Annotated in this window: 21 protein-coding genes; all 21 read left to right on the top strand. The window is 47.2% G+C overall.

Translation table 11 applies throughout. The features are described 5' to 3' along the window. Nucleotides 1–50: 50 nt before the first annotated feature. Nucleotides 51–587, top strand: a complete 537-nt coding sequence (locus J7K79_RS06125) for a hypothetical protein (protein WP_296906367.1) — start codon at nucleotides 51–53, stop codon at nucleotides 585–587. A gap of 36 nt (nucleotides 588–623) precedes the next feature. Further along, a complete protein-coding gene (gene glgD / locus J7K79_RS06120) occupies nucleotides 624–1,736 on the top strand; it encodes a glucose-1-phosphate adenylyltransferase subunit GlgD (RefSeq protein WP_296906364.1) in 1,113 nt (370 codons plus the stop codon). Between the two features lie 11 nt (nucleotides 1,737–1,747). Then, on the top strand, nucleotides 1,748–3,022 hold the full coding sequence (locus J7K79_RS06115; RefSeq protein ID WP_296906361.1) for a glucose-1-phosphate adenylyltransferase: 1,275 nt from the start codon (nucleotides 1,748–1,750) through the stop codon (nucleotides 3,020–3,022). Beyond that, on the top strand, nucleotides 3,023–4,051 hold the full coding sequence (locus tag J7K79_RS06110) for a DUF4899 domain-containing protein (RefSeq protein WP_296906359.1): 1,029 nt from the start codon (nucleotides 3,023–3,025) through the stop codon (nucleotides 4,049–4,051). A 146-nt stretch (nucleotides 4,052–4,197) separates the two neighbouring features. Beyond that, the gene (locus tag J7K79_RS06105; protein WP_296906356.1) at nucleotides 4,198–4,338 is read left to right on the top strand and encodes a hypothetical protein; all 141 of its coding nucleotides are present in this window, start codon (nucleotides 4,198–4,200) and stop codon (nucleotides 4,336–4,338) included. Further along, complete coding sequence (locus tag J7K79_RS06100) at nucleotides 4,317–5,168, top strand: radical SAM protein (RefSeq protein WP_296906353.1); 852 nt, start codon at nucleotides 4,317–4,319, stop codon at nucleotides 5,166–5,168. The genes J7K79_RS06105 and J7K79_RS06100 overlap by 22 nt, the downstream gene beginning before the upstream one ends. 4 nt (nucleotides 5,169–5,172) lie before the next feature. Then, nucleotides 5,173–6,480 (top strand): electron transport complex subunit RsxC, encoded by a 1,308-nt coding sequence (gene rsxC, locus J7K79_RS06095; protein WP_296906350.1) that lies wholly within the window; start codon nucleotides 5,173–5,175, stop codon nucleotides 6,478–6,480. After that, nucleotides 6,477–7,433, top strand: a complete 957-nt coding sequence (locus J7K79_RS06090; protein WP_296906347.1) for an RnfABCDGE type electron transport complex subunit D — start codon at nucleotides 6,477–6,479, stop codon at nucleotides 7,431–7,433. The genes rsxC and J7K79_RS06090 overlap by 4 nt, the downstream gene beginning before the upstream one ends. Further along, nucleotides 7,430–8,107: an RnfABCDGE type electron transport complex subunit G gene (locus J7K79_RS06085; RefSeq protein ID WP_296906344.1), complete on the top strand. Its 678-nt coding sequence runs from the start codon at nucleotides 7,430–7,432 to the stop codon at nucleotides 8,105–8,107. The genes J7K79_RS06090 and J7K79_RS06085 overlap by 4 nt, the downstream gene beginning before the upstream one ends. Continuing rightward, a complete protein-coding gene (locus J7K79_RS06080; protein ID WP_296906341.1) occupies nucleotides 8,104–8,706 on the top strand; it encodes an electron transport complex subunit RsxE in 603 nt (200 codons plus the stop codon). Before J7K79_RS06085 ends, J7K79_RS06080 begins: the two co-directional genes overlap by 4 nt. Beyond that, nucleotides 8,703–9,278, top strand: coding sequence for an electron transport complex subunit RsxA (gene rsxA / locus J7K79_RS06075; RefSeq protein ID WP_296906338.1), 576 nt, complete (start codon nucleotides 8,703–8,705; stop codon nucleotides 9,276–9,278). The genes J7K79_RS06080 and rsxA overlap by 4 nt, the downstream gene beginning before the upstream one ends. A gap of 13 nt (nucleotides 9,279–9,291) precedes the next feature. After that, nucleotides 9,292–9,585: an RnfABCDGE type electron transport complex subunit B gene (locus J7K79_RS06070; RefSeq protein ID WP_296906335.1), complete on the top strand. Its 294-nt coding sequence runs from the start codon at nucleotides 9,292–9,294 to the stop codon at nucleotides 9,583–9,585. Beyond that, entirely contained in the window at nucleotides 9,572–10,585 is a 1,014-nt protein-coding gene (dprA, locus tag J7K79_RS06065; RefSeq protein WP_296906332.1) for a DNA-processing protein DprA, read from the top strand. Before J7K79_RS06070 ends, dprA begins: the two co-directional genes overlap by 14 nt. A 4-nt stretch (nucleotides 10,586–10,589) precedes the next feature. After that, nucleotides 10,590–10,841: a carbon storage regulator CsrA gene (csrA, locus tag J7K79_RS06060; protein ID WP_296906329.1), complete on the top strand. Its 252-nt coding sequence runs from the start codon at nucleotides 10,590–10,592 to the stop codon at nucleotides 10,839–10,841. Then, entirely contained in the window at nucleotides 10,804–11,094 is a 291-nt protein-coding gene (gene gatC, locus J7K79_RS06055) for an Asp-tRNA(Asn)/Glu-tRNA(Gln) amidotransferase subunit GatC (protein WP_296906326.1), read from the top strand. The genes csrA and gatC overlap by 38 nt, the downstream gene beginning before the upstream one ends. Next, nucleotides 11,091–11,420: a YraN family protein gene (locus J7K79_RS06050; protein ID WP_296906323.1), complete on the top strand. Its 330-nt coding sequence runs from the start codon at nucleotides 11,091–11,093 to the stop codon at nucleotides 11,418–11,420. Before gatC ends, J7K79_RS06050 begins: the two co-directional genes overlap by 4 nt. A 1-nt stretch (nucleotide 11,421) precedes the next feature. Then, nucleotides 11,422–11,871, top strand: a complete 450-nt coding sequence (smpB, locus tag J7K79_RS06045; protein ID WP_296906321.1) for an SsrA-binding protein SmpB — start codon at nucleotides 11,422–11,424, stop codon at nucleotides 11,869–11,871. Between the two features lie 53 nt (nucleotides 11,872–11,924). Beyond that, the gene (gene rpmB, locus J7K79_RS06040) at nucleotides 11,925–12,137 is read left to right on the top strand and encodes a 50S ribosomal protein L28 (protein WP_296906318.1); all 213 of its coding nucleotides are present in this window, start codon (nucleotides 11,925–11,927) and stop codon (nucleotides 12,135–12,137) included. A gap of 9 nt (nucleotides 12,138–12,146) precedes the next feature. After that, on the top strand, nucleotides 12,147–12,536 hold the full coding sequence (locus J7K79_RS06035) for a hypothetical protein (RefSeq protein WP_296906315.1): 390 nt from the start codon (nucleotides 12,147–12,149) through the stop codon (nucleotides 12,534–12,536). A gap of 1 nt (nucleotide 12,537) precedes the next feature. Further along, nucleotides 12,538–13,551 carry an HD domain-containing protein gene (locus tag J7K79_RS06030; protein WP_296906313.1) on the top strand — a complete coding sequence of 338 codons (1,014 nt, stop codon included), beginning with the start codon at nucleotides 12,538–12,540 and terminating at the stop codon, nucleotides 13,549–13,551. Further along, a partial coding sequence (locus J7K79_RS06025; RefSeq protein WP_296906311.1) for a DNA topoisomerase occupies nucleotides 13,544–14,201 on the top strand: 658 nt, incomplete at its 3' end. The genes J7K79_RS06030 and J7K79_RS06025, both read left to right, overlap by 8 nt.

The raw sequence follows: 14,201 nt of genomic DNA, 5'->3' as shown, positions 1-14,201 counted from the left end.
AAGGAATTCTAACACTTTACTTAAAACTTTTCCAGAGAGGGGAGAGGACCATGATAGTAACCTACCATCTGGAGAGATGGAGAAACAGGGAAATTGTACGGCTGGAATTGATGGAGGAAGGATCTAGAGGAATCTCCTCCATCGTGCCGGAGAAGAGTCTGGGAGAGAACTACAAAACTGTAGTCGCTGTGCTGGAAGAGTACGAAGGATTTCTGAAGGAAGCAAAGTCTGGACAGATATTCGGTCTTTTTGAAGAACTTGAAGAGTACTTTCCGGAACACCCAAAAGTGCTTTTCTCCCTCTCCTGTGCCGTGTTGAACCTTTTTTCCAAACGTTACGGAGTGAGTTTCGAGGAGATGCTCGATGTGCCTGGACGTGCGGTTGAAACAGTGGAAAGATCAGATGTTCTGGTGTTTCCGGAGGTAGTGGGGCATGTCCTCAGAGTGGCAGGTTTTTTGTCCGCTATGAGAAGCGTTGGAGAAAAGGTATGCCTTGTCGTCAGGGAGTATCCGGATCCCATCACCAACTCCATTCTCAACCTTTTGAAAAAACTCTCGAACGGTTTCGTTGAAGGAAGCTGGGGGTGATAGAATTTTCGATGAGGACAGGGAGAGGTGAAGAAGATGAGAGTGCTCGGTTTGATCCTTGCAGGAGGGAAGAGTGACAGGTTGTGGCCCCTGACAAAAGTCAGGGCCAGTGCTGCCGTTCCTGTTTTCGGAAAGTACAGAGCGATAGACTTCACACTGAGTAACATGGTGAACTCCGGCATCAGGAAAGTGGGTATTCTGACCCAGTATAATCCGAGGAGTCTCATGGATCATCTGGGCGCCGGGAAAGAGTGGGACCTGGACAGAAAGAGTGGTGGCCTTTTCATCCTCCAACCTTACGTTGGGCCGAACAGGGAAGTGTGGTACAGGGGGACGGCGGATGCCATCTTTCAGAACATGACAATATTGAGACGTGGAGAGGAAGATCATGTCCTCATAGGTTCGGGCGACCATATTTACAAGATGATTTACAGAGACATGTTCAACTACCATCTCAGAAAAAGAGCGGACATCACGCTCCTTGTGAAAGAACTGGACGAAACTTACAATTTGAGCGAGTATGGGATCGTACAGCTCGATCGAGACATGAGGGTTGTGGAGATAGAAGAAAAACCCATCAGACCGAAGGGTAACATCGCGTTTCTCGGAGTTTATTTTCTCAACAAAGAGCTTCTCAAAGAACTTCTCTACGCAACCGCTCCCCAGGGAAGGTACGATCTTCTCCTCGATATAGTGATTCCCAACTTGGACAGATTGAAAGTGTATGCTTACAGGTTCGACGGATACTGGAGGAACGTGAAGAAAGGAATCCGCGAGTACTACAGGATAAACATGGACATTCTGAAAAAAGAAGTCCGTGATGAACTGTTCTACAAAAATGGCAAGGTATACACGAAGTTGAAGGATCTTCCCCCCCCGAAGTTTACTTCGACTGCTGTCGTGGAGAACTCCCTGATAGCTGATGGAAGCATAATTGCCGGTACCGTGAGGAGCTCTGTTGTGTTCAGAAATGTCAGGATAAAGGTTGGTGCGATCGTAGAAAACTCGATAATCATGGAAAACACGGTTGTGGAGGAAGGAGCGGTTTTGAGGAACGTGATAGTCGATAAGAACTGTATTGTACGGGAAGGACGGGTCGTGGAGGGTAACGGAGAACTTCCCGTCTTCGAGAAGAGAGCTGTTCTGTGAGGTGAGACATCATGGGAAACGTGGTTGCAATGATCTTGGCAGGCGGACAGGGAGCGAGGCTGGGTGTTCTCACGGAAAGGATAGCAAAACCTGCTGTACCGTTTGGAGGGAAATACCGTCTCATAGATTTCACGCTGAGCAACTGTGTAAACTCCGGTATATACAGAGTTGGTGTGCTTACACAGTACAGACCGCACGTTCTGGCGAAGCACATAGGTATAGGCAGACCTTGGGATCTGGACAGGAAAGATGGAGGGGTCGAAATCCTGCCACCGTACGTTGGACGGAATGAATCCGACTGGTACAAAGGAACAGCGAATGCGGTGTATCAAAACCTGGAATTTCTGGAAGAGAACGACGCAGAACTCGTTCTGGTTCTCTCCGGTGACCATGTTTACGCCATGAACTACAACGATCTGATAGACTACCACCTGTTGAAAGGAGCAGACGGCACAATAGCCTGCATGGAGGTTCCGCTGGAAGAAGCAAGCAGATTCGGCATTATAATAACAGACGTTGAGGGAAGAATCGTGGATTTCGAAGAGAAACCTCTCAGGCCCCGTTCGAATCTTGCTTCTCTTGGGATCTACGTGTTCAATTACGAGTTTCTGAAAAAGGTTCTCATAGAAGCTGAGAACGATCCAAACAGCTCACATGATTTCGGAAAGGATGTGATACCAAAGATTTTGAAGGAGAACAAAGGATCCCTCTACGCGTACAGATTCGATGGGTACTGGAGAGACGTGGGGACTCTCAGATCCTACTGGGAGGCAAACTTGGAGCTTGTGTTACCTGTGCCATCTTTCAACCTTTACGACCCAAACTGGAGATTTTTCACCCACTCTGAGGAGATGCCACCAGCCTACGTGGCGCCAGAGGCCAAAACTTCTATCTCCCTCGTTAGTGAAGGAGCAGAAGTCTACGGAGAGGTGTTTAACTCCGTGATCTTTCAAGGGGTGAGGATTGGAAGGGGTACCGTAGTGAAAAACTCTGTGATCATGACAAGAACGGAAATAGGGGAAAATAGTCATCTGGAAAACGTAATAGTCGCGGAAAATGTGAAGATAGGAAACAATGTGAGAATGGGTGTGGGGGAAGATGCTGAGAACAGACTCGACCCTAAGATATACACGGGGCTTTTAACGGTGGTGGGCATGAATTCAACGATCCCGGACGACGTGATAATTGGAAAAAACTGTGTCATAGGTGTTGGTGTGAAGCCCAAGGATTTCAAAACAAAGAAGCTAGAGTCGGGTGACTATGTTCTGTCTGGGGAGGAATGGTGAGTGGATCTTTACTTTGTGAAGTTCAGGGCAACTTCAAAGTTGACATCGGAGGTCGTTCAAGGCTACTTTCTTGGAAAACTGAATCAGATTCCCGAATACGATTTCTTCGTTGTTCCTGGTCGATATGCGAAGAAGTATTCCGTCGACCTCACCGGAAGCTTCGAGGATTTTCTCGAAGATTTCAGGGCAAAAAAAGAGAAAGCCTTGAAAGAGGTTTTGGAGGGCTCTGCTTTGACGGACGAGTTCTTCGATTTCTGGTTGATCCAGTCTAGAAGACAGAACCTTCGTCTTATCGGTAGTGAGTTGTTCAGACTGACTGAAAGTGGTGATTACGAAGCTTTAAAAGTGTTCATCTCCGATATCCTCAGAGAATGGTCTGAGAAGGTCGAGGTGGAAGTTGTTGCTACTCCTTTAAACTTCGAAGACGTGTCTCTCGAAGTGGTAAAACAACATTTCGAAGAACTCTCAACAGAAACGGTGTTCAGCGTTCTTCAAAGGGAGGATCTTAAAAACCTCCCCGAGATCTTTCCTGTTCTCGATCCCCTGAACGGTGTCACCATAAAAGAGATAGACGTTGAAGACGTGGTGGACTTCGTGATTCTCAACTACGGAAGTGGAGAATTTTCCGAAAAATTCAAGAGTTTCCTCAGGGAAAAGTTTGGAACGGAAAACGTGGCGAGCCTACCGGGAAGGTTGGTATCGAAAGAACTCATAAGAACGAAAAATGGTAACTTTTACCTTCTGAAGATTGAATTTGACGAGGGTATCTACGGAAAGGCCATGGTGTCTCCAAACCTGAAGATAAAGTACGGGGAAAATAGAGTGAAGACATCCGACGAAGAGTGGATGGAAAAGATCGGAGAAATACTGGAGGGGGAGAGAACATCGAAAGAAGAGGAAAAGTTGCACTCGAGAAAGTACGTACAATCCGTTCGGACAGTGACGAGTTCGGATTTTTTCCTGGCGTTCATTCTGGCTTTGCTCGTGATGGGGATTCTTCTGATTATGTCCTATCTTCTCTTCAGCTAGGCTCATTGATTCTCGAGACTCTTTTTGCACTGCTCATTGTGACGACGGCCTTTTTGATGGTTTGTGGTGTTGCGGTTCAAGCTAGAAGGAGATTTGTACTGTACAAGGAGAGGGAGATCGCGAAGAGAACAGCGGAGGGTATCTTCATGAGAATAGAAGTGAACCAACCTGTTCCCGAGACGTACAACGACTTCGAAGTATCTGTGAGGGACGGTTTCATATGTCTGAAGAAATCGGGAAGAGAATACAGGTTCGAGGTGAATCGATGGTACTCAGGGCCTCAGTAGGAACACTTCAAAAGTTGAAAGGCAAAATCCGGTTCAACATGGACACAGCGTACCTCATGCTCGGTGAGAGGTGTGTCTACGACTGTCTTTACTGTGCCCAAGCGAGGTCTTCTACCTCTCCTTCGTACCTCCTCTCCCGCGTTGTCTGGAAAGAAATCTCCAGCGATCTTTTCGATGAATTGAACTCTCGTTTCAAGAGGGTGTGTATTCAGGTCGTTTCTCAACCAGGTTACAAGGAGGCCCTTCATCGCATCGTTCCGAGGTTCACGATACCCGTCTCTGTGAGTGTGAGACCAGCCGGTTTAGAGGAAGTAGTGAAGTATTTCGAACTAGGAGCCGACAGAGTAGGAATCGCTGTGGACGTCCCCAACAAGGATCTTTTTGAAAAAATAAGGGGTGGAAAATACGAAAGACACCTTTCCGTTCTCGAAAAAGCCTCAGAGATGTTCCCGGGGAGGATCACAACGCACGTCATAGTAGGTCTGGGAGAGAGTGACAGAGATATCATCGAATTTTTTCTCTGGACAAGAGAAAGAAAAATTACGTTCTCCCTCTTTGCTTTCACACCCATAAAAGGTACTGCCTTGGAGAAGAAAGAAAGACCTTCCCTCGAGCGTTATAGAAAAGTTCAGCTTGCAACCTATCTTCTTGAAAAGAATCTGATAACACTAGAAGATATCATTTTCGATCAGAGTGGTAGAATTATCGACGTTAAATGGTTTGGTGGTGTTCCAGAAGAGGCGTTCAGAACAAGAGGATGTCCGCACTGCACACGTCCCTATTACAACGAAAGCCCAAGAGGTCCTATCTACAACGCGCACTGGAGGTGAAAGTGTGCTCACTTTCAAAGGAGGAGTACATCCCCCGCAGCTAAAAGAATGGACAAAAGAAAAACCGATCGAGAGGATGACACTTCCCCAGAGAGTCTACGTTTTTCTGTTGAACCATGCTGGAAGTCCCTCCAAGGCGGTGGTTTCACCCGGCGATGAAGTGAAAACAGGGCAGATAGTAGGAGAACCCGATGGTTTCATTTCCGCTTATCTTCACTCACCTGTGACGGGAAAGGTGATCGAGATAAAAAAGATTCTTCACCCAATCGCTGGAAAGTCCGTTGAAGCTGTCGTCATAGAAAGGACCTCCGACGACGAGTGGATGCACTTGGAAACAGGCGATTTTGAACGCATGTCAAAAGAGGAAATTCTGGATGTCATCAAAAGGGCTGGAATAGTAGGGCTCGGTGGTGCCATGTTTCCCACCCACGTCAAACTTTCTCCTCCCCCTGAGAAGAAAATAGACACTCTGATCATCAACGGAGCAGAGTGTGAACCTGTCCTCACCATAGACCACAGATTGATGCTGGAGAGGGCAGAGGACATTCTCAAGGGGATTTTGATCATGATGAAAGTACTGGGAGTTCAGAAGGCAGTGGTTGGTGTGGAGAGCAACAAGATGGATGCCTACCACAATCTGAAGAAAGTCTTCAAGGGATATCCCGTTGAGGCTGTCCTGCTCAGGACCAAATATCCTCAGGGAGCAGAAAAACAACTCATCTACGCGATAACGAGAAGAAGAGTTCCAAGGGGAGGCCTCCCCATGGATGTTGGGGTTGTCGTTCAAAACGTGGGTACCTGCGTTGCTGTGAAGGAAGCTGTTGTGGATGGGAAGCCCCTTGTGGAAAGAGGTATGACTGTCAGCGGTGACGCTGTCAGGGATCCAAAGAATCTCATTGTCAGAATTGGAACACCTGTGAAGGACGTCTTGGAATACTGTGGAGGAATCGATGAAAACACAGAACGGGTCATCCTGGGAGGCCCTATGATGGGAGTCTCCATCACGAATCTCAATCTTCCTGTCATGAAGGGTACCTCGGGGATAACTGTCTTTCTCCCGAGAAAACCTCAGCCTCAAAAACCCTGTATAAGATGTAGCAAGTGTGTTCAGGTATGCCCGATGAACCTTCAGCCTTATCTGCTCTACCTCTTGTCCACGAAGAGGAAATACGATGAAGCGGTGGAAAACGGCCTCATGGATTGTATAGAATGCGGTTCCTGCACGTACACTTGTCCTTCCAAGATAGAACACGTGAGATACATAAAACTTGCAAAAACCGTCTATCGAGCCACAAGGAGGGGTAGAAAATGAAGCTGACAAGTGCCTATGCACCCCATCTTCGAGAAGAGGACGATGTGAGAAAAATCATGCTGGACGTTCTCATTGCCCTCTCACCCGCAGTCATTGGAGCTGCCTATTTCTTTGGATGGTACGCTCTCTTTCTCTGTGTTTCGGGAGCAGTGATTGGAGAGCTCTTCGACGTGTTTGTTATGAGGTATCTGAGGGGTGTGAAGAACTTCGTGCCCGATGGAAGTGGAGCAGTTACAGGTTTACTTCTTGCGATGAATGTGAGCACAAGGCTTCCCTTCTGGGCTTTTCTAATAGGACTTGTTTTTGCACTGGGACTGGGAAAGCACGCGTTTGGAGGGCTTGGCCAGAACGTGTTCAACCCAGCACTCGTTGGAAGGGCCTTTCTCCTCATCTCCTTTCCCACCTACATGACCACTTGGGTCGTGCCCGGCGCGGGATTTTGGAAATCGCCAGCGGACGTGATGACGGCGGCTACCCCTCTTGCTCTGTTCAAAGAGCACGGCGTGATCACTTCCTACTGGGATCTGTTCATAGGTAACGTGGGAGGGTCCCTCGGTGAAACGAGTGCCCTTCTTCTCATCGTGGGATTCTTCTATCTTCTTCTGAGAAGGAGAGTGAAGATATTCATTCCCGTTTCCTACATAGGAACTGTTTTTCTGTTCTCTTCCATAGCTTATTTGGTGAATCCGAGATTCGGTGATCCTCTCTTTCATCTTCTCAGCGGTGGCCTTATGCTTGGCGCACTCTTCATGGCCACCGACATGGTGACAAGCCCGGTTACCACAAAAGGTCAGGTGATCTTCGGCGTAGGATGTGGCGTTCTCACCATGGCAATAAGACTTTTCGGAGCCTATCCAGAGGGTGTTTCGTTTTCCATTCTTTTCATGAACGCACTGGTTCCTCTGATAGACAGGTACACCAGACCTCGTATCTTCGGTGAGGTGAAAGAATGAAGGACATTCTCAAAACTGGCCTGATTCTCATGATCTTCACGGCCATTTCAGGTCTCTTTCTCGGAGTCGTGTACACGGGTGTGAAGGGAAAGATCCAGGAGGCAGATAGAGCGGCAAAGTTGAACGCCATCAAATTCGTTTTGAAGGATCCTATCACCGGTGAATATCTGGTGGACGAGAAAACGATCGAAGAAGTGGTGAAAAAAACTGGAATAGAGACGGTTGTTTTGAAAGAATACAGGGAGGGAGCTGTTCTGGGTCCGGTTTACGAATTCGAAACAAAGGACGGGAGAAGGGCTTACGTTCTGTCAGGTTACGCACCCGGTTTCGGTGGGAACGTGACTACCGTGGCCTGTTTTCTGGAAACAAAAAATGGTCTTATACTCAATTCTGTCAGGGTGATCGATTATTCTCAAGAAACTCCTGGACTTGGAGCGAGGATCGGTGAAGAAAGTGTCCAGAGAAGGTTCTTTCTCATTCCACCGGAGGGTTTGAAGAATGGGCTGAGGGTAGACAAGGACGCCGGATCCCCGAAAGGGACACCGGAGGAGCTGAAAAAGAAAGGAATCGTGAAGGTGAGTGATGTTATGACGGGAGCGACCATCACACCGAGGGCGGTTGTAACGGCCCTGAACCTCATGTACAGGTATTTGACCGAGGAGGTGCTGAAATGAGTCGTCTGAAGGAGTTCACGAAAGGATTCATAAAAGAAAATCCAACGTATGTTCAGGTTCTTGGAATGTGCCCTACTCTTGCTGTCACCACAAGTGCGATTAACGGTCTGGGAATGGGACTTGCCACCACGGCGGTTCTCACCATGTCGAACGTGGTCGTTTCCTTGATAAGAAAGATCGTTCCTGAAAAGATCAGGATTCCCATTTTCATCGTCGTTATAGCGTCCTTTGTCACCCTGATAGATCTTCTCATGCACGGCTTCGCTTACGAACTATGGAAAACGTTGGGACTGTTCATCCCCCTCATCGTTGTCAACTGTATAATCATGGGAAGGGCAGAAGCTTTTGCTTCCAAACACGGTGTTTTTGACTCTTTCCTCGATGGTCTAGGAATGGGTCTTGGGTTCACAGGTTCCCTTGTTCTTCTGGGAAGTGTGAGAGAGTTCTTTGGAAATGGAACTATCTTCGGATACGAGATCTGGAGAATCAAGATCTTCTTGGAAATATTACCGCCTGGTGCCTACATAACACTTGGACTTCTCTCGGCACTCTTCTCCTATGTTGGTTTGAGAAGGAAGAAGAGGGGTGAAGCGAAATGAAAGTGTTTCTGCTCTTCTTTTCTGCTATTTTCGTGAACAACTTCGTTCTCGCTAGATTCCTTGGAATATGTCCTTTTCTTGGGGTTTCCAAGAGACTGGAGACAGCAACAGGAATGGGAATCGCAGTCACCTTTGTCATGACGGTTTCTGCTGCCATCAGCTGGTTCCTGGATAAGCTCCTCATGGCCACGGGGTTGGAATTTTTGAGAACGATCGTCTTCATCTTGGTCATCGCCTCTTTCGTACAGTTTGTGGAACTTTTCTTGAAAAAGACAAGTCCCGATCTATACGAGGCCCTGGGGATATTCCTCCCTCTCATCACCACGAACTGTGCAATTCTTGGAATGGTGCTCTTGAACAGTCTTATGAAGCTTACTTTTGTTGAGGCCGTCTTCCATGCACTGGGTTCCGGGTTGGGCTTTGCTCTCGCATTGGTGATATTCGCTGGTATAAGGGAGAAACTCGACCTGTATGACCTTCCAGAATCTTTCAAGGGAACTGCTATCGCCCTGATCACCGCTGGTCTTCTTTCTCTGGCGTTCATGGGTTTCCAGGGTATGGTGAAACTGTGAGGAGGTGACGGAGTTGGAAGTTCTGTACTCAACCTTGTTGCTGGCGGTTTTGGGATTCGGCTTTGGGGTATTTCTTGCCTATTCCGCGCAGAAGTTCAGAGTCGAAGAGGATCCCCGGGTGAAGATGATAGTGGAGGTCCTTCCGGGAATAAACTGTGGTGCCTGTGGATTTGCTGGTTGTGAAGCTTACGCGAAAGCGATCGTGAAAGGGCAGGCAGAACCCAACAGATGTCTTCCCGGAAGGTCTCAGGGTGTGGAAGAGAAAATAAGGAAGATACTCGAGGAATACAAGAATGACGCCTCTTGAGATTGCTTTACTCGTTCAACACGGCGGGTTCAGATTTTCAGAGCTGGAGCCCCAACTTGAGTTGGATGCTTTCCTGAAAAACTCCGATCCGAAGAAGGCACAAAAATTTCGGGAAAGGTGCAGTGAAGAAGAGTTTGAAGGACAGAAAACTCTTATAGAAAGATACGGAGTGAAGCTGATATCTTTCTGGGATGACTCTTATCCAGAGTCCCTGAGAAAGACCAGGTTTCCACCTGCTGTACTCTTTGTTCGGGGGGATGACCGTCTTCTCAGAGAAAGTTGTGTGGGAGTGGTGGGAACGAGAAGACCGACTGGTTACGGAACGAGTGTCACCAAGCGTTTTGTGAAGCTGCTGTGTGAGTGTTTCGTGATCGTCTCCGGTATGGCCCTTGGGATAGATTCCGTTGCTCACAGAGAAGCACTGGATAACGGTGGAAGAACCGTAGCAGTGCTCGGCACGGGAGTGGATGTGATCTATCCGAAGTTGAACAAGGTTTTGTTCAATCGAATACTGAAAAGCGGCTGTGTTGTCAGTGAGTACCCAATGGGAACAAGGCCGAGAAAACATCACTTCCCGGCGAGGAATCGTATCATAGCGGGACTCTCCAGAGTGATTGTCGTCACCGAAGCTCCTATGAAGAGTGGTGCGTTGATAACGGCAAAGTTCGCTGTGGAAAACGGAAGAGATGTGTTCGCGGTTCCCGGTGACATAGATAGGAAGACAAGTGAGGGAACGAACTACCTTGTTAAATCTGGAGCGTGCCCCCTCACAAGCGAGGAAGATTTGATGTTTTACCTTGGACTTGCTTCAAAAAAGGATCTTTCACTTGATCCGCCGCAGAAGATGGTCTACGAATCTTTGAAGGTTTCTCCCAAATCCGTGGATGATCTGGTGGAGGAACTGGGATGGGACGTGTCGGAAGTTCTCAAGGTGATCTCGGAGCTGGAACTGGCAGGTCTGGTGGAGTTTTTTTGGGGTACCTACAGGATACTGGGGTGATAGTATGCTGGTTCTCACAAGAAAAGTGGGAGAAAAGATCGTAATAGGTGATGAGATAGTAATAACCGTTCTGAAAATCGAAGGAAATTCTGTTAAAATCGGAATAGAGGCACCAGAACATGTGAAAATTTTGAGGGAAGAGCTCTATGAAGAGCTCAAAAGCGAGAACATAAGGGCAGCCAGTGTTTCGAAAGACGACCTGAAGGAGGTATGGAAGAATGATAAAGGTCACGAAAGACTTGGTCCTTCATCTTGAAAATCTGGCAAGATTGGAGCTTTCGGAGGAGCAAAGAGAAAGCCTTATGAAGGATTTTCAGGAGATCCTCGATTATGTCGAGCTTTTGAGCGAAGTCGACGTGGAGGGCGTGGAGCCAATGTATACACCGATTGAAGACAACGCAGAGCTCAGAACGAACGAACCCAGATTTTTTGAAGGAAGAGACCTCATAGTGAAGAACTTCCCAGAAGAGAAGGAAAGTCACATAAAGGTCCCGGGGATACACCGATGATCGACTGGAAAAAGGCAGAAAACATCGCCTGTGATTTTCTGAAAAAGAAAGGTTACAGAATCCTGGAGAGAAACTACAGAACAAGGTACGGAGAGATAGACATCATAGCTCGGGATGGAAAGGAAATCGTTTTCGTAGAGGTAAAAAGCGGTACTGGCAGAGTGGATCCTCTGGAGAGGATCGACCGAAGGAAGGTTAGGAGTATAGAAAGGTCAGCGAGGATCTTCATGATCCAAAACGATGTAGAAGGACCGATAAGGGTGGATTTCATAAGAGTAACTCCCGGGAGAGTAGATCATCTGGAAGGAATATGGTTGGGGTGGTAGAGTGAAGGTGGTGGCCACTAACAAAAAGGCTTACACGGACTACGATATTCTGGAGACGTACGAGGCGGGAATCGTCCTCACCGGAACTGAAGTAAAATCTCTGAGAAATGGCTCGGTCAGTTTCAAAGACTCCTTCTGTCGGTTCAGGGATGGAGAGCTGTACCTCTTGAACCTCCACATTCCACCGTACAGTCATGGAGGAATACACAATCACGATCCAGAAAGACCAAGAAAATTACTTCTTCACAAGAAGGAGCTCAAAAGACTCATGGGGAAGGTTCAGGAAGAAGGAATTACCATCGTTCCTCTGAAGATATACTTCAACGATAGAGGAATAGCGAAGGTGGAGATAGCCGTTGCCCGGGGAAGAAAAAAATACGACAAAAGAGAAGCAATAAAAAGAAGAGAAATGGAGAGGAAAATAAGAGAGTACATGAAGTACTCTAGGTAACTGTGGTATACTCATGAAGAGAAAAAAAATCAAATCCACAGGAGGGCGTGATCATGGCAAAAAGGTGTGAAGTGTGCGGAAAAGCACCCAGATCTGGAAATAACGTGAGCCATTCCAACAAGAAGACTGGTAGATGGTTTAGACCGAATCTCCAGAAGGTGCGCGTTGTCCTTCCGGACGGAACTGTTAAGAGGATGAGAGTGTGCACATCCTGTTTGAAGGCCGGTAAAGTGAAAAAGTACGTGGGTCAGGTCTCGGAGGTGTAAGCGGGCGCCTTGCCCGCGTTGTTCATGATAATAAGATTCAGAACACCGTTTTGGTACAAGTTCGTCTTGCTTGTCTTATGGGTTGTGAGCTTCGACCTCACAATTTTCCTTTTATACAAACCCCTCCTCGCTCTTCTGAGGTATCTCTTCCTGACTTTGGATATAATCTTCGGTGTGTGGGTACTTTCCATCTTCAAAAAGGAGATCATAGTCGATCAAGATACGGGCACGTTGAAATTGGGAAAGAAGATCTTCAGCCTCTCTTCGGTGAAGGGTGTGGAGAAGAAGGGGTTGGCTACCGTTTTTCGTTTCAAGGATGGAACGTTTGCTGTTTTTCCGCATCCTGTTGAGGACTTTGATTTTTTGGAAAAATTGGTTGGTGAGAAGGGAAGTGAGTAAGTTGAAACTGGGAGATCTGATGCCAAAAAGTTTGCTTGGCCAGGGACTTTTCGTTCAGGACCTCAAGAACCACATCAACAACAACATCGAAATCATTTTGAAAGTTCGAAGCAAAAAACTTCAGGAAACGAAGGACAACAAGAAATTTTTGATAATGACCCTCGAAGATCGAACAGGAGCGGTCAGGGCTGTTGACTGGTACAACGCCGAACTGAACGATCAAAGGTTGAAAGAAGGAAATGTCATCAGAGTGAGAGGAAGAGTGGTCTTCTTCGAAAACAGAGTCCAGATAAACGTAGAAAACGACTACAACGCCATCAGACCTTTGAAGAAGGGCGAATACGACTTCACGAAGTTCGTAGCTCAATCGAAGAAGAATCCCGAGATTATGAAGAAAAAACTGTGGGCGTTAATAGATCAGATCAAAGATCGAGACTACAAGAGACTGTTGAGGGCGTTTTTCGTGGACGATAAAGAATTCTCGGCGAAATTTTTCAAGTCGCCCGCGGGGATGAGAGTTCACCATGCCTACATAGGAGGACTTTTAGAGCACAGCGTTACGGTCGCAGAGATATGTAAGGAAATCAGCAAATATTATCCCCTGGATCGTGACCTTCTCATAACTGGTGCTCTCCTCCACGATATAGGGAAGGTGAAGGAGTACGTTGTGACAGAATCTGGAATTAATGTGACTACGGAGGGAGAATTGAAGGGGCACATATCGATAGGTGCCATGATGGTGAGAGAAAAGGCAAGGGAAATTGGTATCCCAGAGAAGAAGTTGCTGGAGGTAGAGCACATCATTCTTTCTCACCATGGGGAGCTAGAATGGGGATCTCCCGTTGTGCCGAAAACCATAGAAGCATTGATCGTTCACCACATAGAGAACCTCGATTCCAAACTTGCAAGGTTCGTTGAGATCATAGAGAATTCCAATTCAGATCAGGCGTGGACAGAGTACGACAAGAGTCTCAAAAGAAGGATATTCATAAGAGGTGAAGAACTGGATGAGTAAGAAGTACATAATAGTAGAATCCCCTGCGAAAGCGAAGACGATAAAGGGAATCCTGGGATCCGAATATGAGGTTTTCGCGTCGATGGGACATATTGTGGACCTTCCGAAGAGCAAATTCGGTGTTGATTTGAGGAACGGCTTCGAACCACAGTTCACCGTGATAAAAGGGAAGGAAAAGGTTGTCGAAAGAATCAAGGCCATTTCGAAAGAGGGAGAGATCCTAATTGCCTCCGATATAGACAGGGAGGGTGAGGCTATTGCGTGGCATGTGGCCAGGCTCACGAACACCCTTGGAAAGAAAAACAGGATCGTCTTCTCAGAGATCACTCCCAGAGTCATAAAAGAAGCGGTCAAAAATCCCAGAAAGATAGATATGAACAAAGTTCATGCCCAGCTTGCAAGAAGGATACTGGACAGGATTGTTGGTTATTCCCTGAGCCCTGTACTCTGGAGGAATTTCAAATCCAACCTGAGTGCTGGTAGGGTTCAGTCTGCCACCTTAAAACTCGTGTGCGACCGAGAGAGGGAAATCCTGAGGTTTGTACCGAAGAAGTACCATCGCGTCGTTGTCAGAGTCTACGGTTTGGAAGCCGAAATGATCATGCAAGAGAAGACCCTTCTGGAAAAAGATGTACTCGAAGAGCTCCAGT

It is taken from the genome of Thermotoga sp., assembly GCF_021162145.1.
Classification (GTDB): domain Bacteria; phylum Thermotogota; class Thermotogae; order Thermotogales; family Thermotogaceae; genus Thermotoga.
Note: the sequence above shows the minus strand (reverse complement) of the source record. Positions and strands in the feature narration are given on the sequence as shown.

What these genes read in the sequence shown, in the direction of transcription:
- J7K79_RS06125 (WP_296906367.1), top strand. Translation starts at nt 51, where the DNA reads ATGATAGTAACCTACCATCTGGAGAGATGGAGAAACAGGGAAATTGTA.
- glgD (WP_296906364.1), top strand. Translation starts at nt 624, where the DNA reads ATGAGAGTGCTCGGTTTGATCCTTGCAGGAGGGAAGAGTGACAGGTTG.
- J7K79_RS06115 (WP_296906361.1), top strand. Translation starts at nt 1,748, where the DNA reads ATGGGAAACGTGGTTGCAATGATCTTGGCAGGCGGACAGGGAGCGAGG.
- J7K79_RS06105 (WP_296906356.1), top strand. Translation starts at nt 4,198, where the DNA reads ATGAGAATAGAAGTGAACCAACCTGTTCCCGAGACGTACAACGACTTC.
- J7K79_RS06100 (WP_296906353.1), top strand. Translation starts at nt 4,317, where the DNA reads ATGGTACTCAGGGCCTCAGTAGGAACACTTCAAAAGTTGAAAGGCAAA.
- J7K79_RS06090 (WP_296906347.1), top strand. Translation starts at nt 6,477, where the DNA reads ATGAAGCTGACAAGTGCCTATGCACCCCATCTTCGAGAAGAGGACGAT.
- J7K79_RS06085 (WP_296906344.1), top strand. Translation starts at nt 7,430, where the DNA reads ATGAAGGACATTCTCAAAACTGGCCTGATTCTCATGATCTTCACGGCC.
- J7K79_RS06080 (WP_296906341.1), top strand. Translation starts at nt 8,104, where the DNA reads ATGAGTCGTCTGAAGGAGTTCACGAAAGGATTCATAAAAGAAAATCCA.
- rsxA (WP_296906338.1), top strand. Translation starts at nt 8,703, where the DNA reads ATGAAAGTGTTTCTGCTCTTCTTTTCTGCTATTTTCGTGAACAACTTC.
- dprA (WP_296906332.1), top strand. Translation starts at nt 9,572, where the DNA reads ATGACGCCTCTTGAGATTGCTTTACTCGTTCAACACGGCGGGTTCAGA.
- csrA (WP_296906329.1), top strand. Translation starts at nt 10,590, where the DNA reads ATGCTGGTTCTCACAAGAAAAGTGGGAGAAAAGATCGTAATAGGTGAT.
- gatC (WP_296906326.1), top strand. Translation starts at nt 10,804, where the DNA reads ATGATAAAGGTCACGAAAGACTTGGTCCTTCATCTTGAAAATCTGGCA.
- J7K79_RS06050 (WP_296906323.1), top strand. Translation starts at nt 11,091, where the DNA reads ATGATCGACTGGAAAAAGGCAGAAAACATCGCCTGTGATTTTCTGAAA.
- rpmB (WP_296906318.1), top strand. Translation starts at nt 11,925, where the DNA reads ATGGCAAAAAGGTGTGAAGTGTGCGGAAAAGCACCCAGATCTGGAAAT.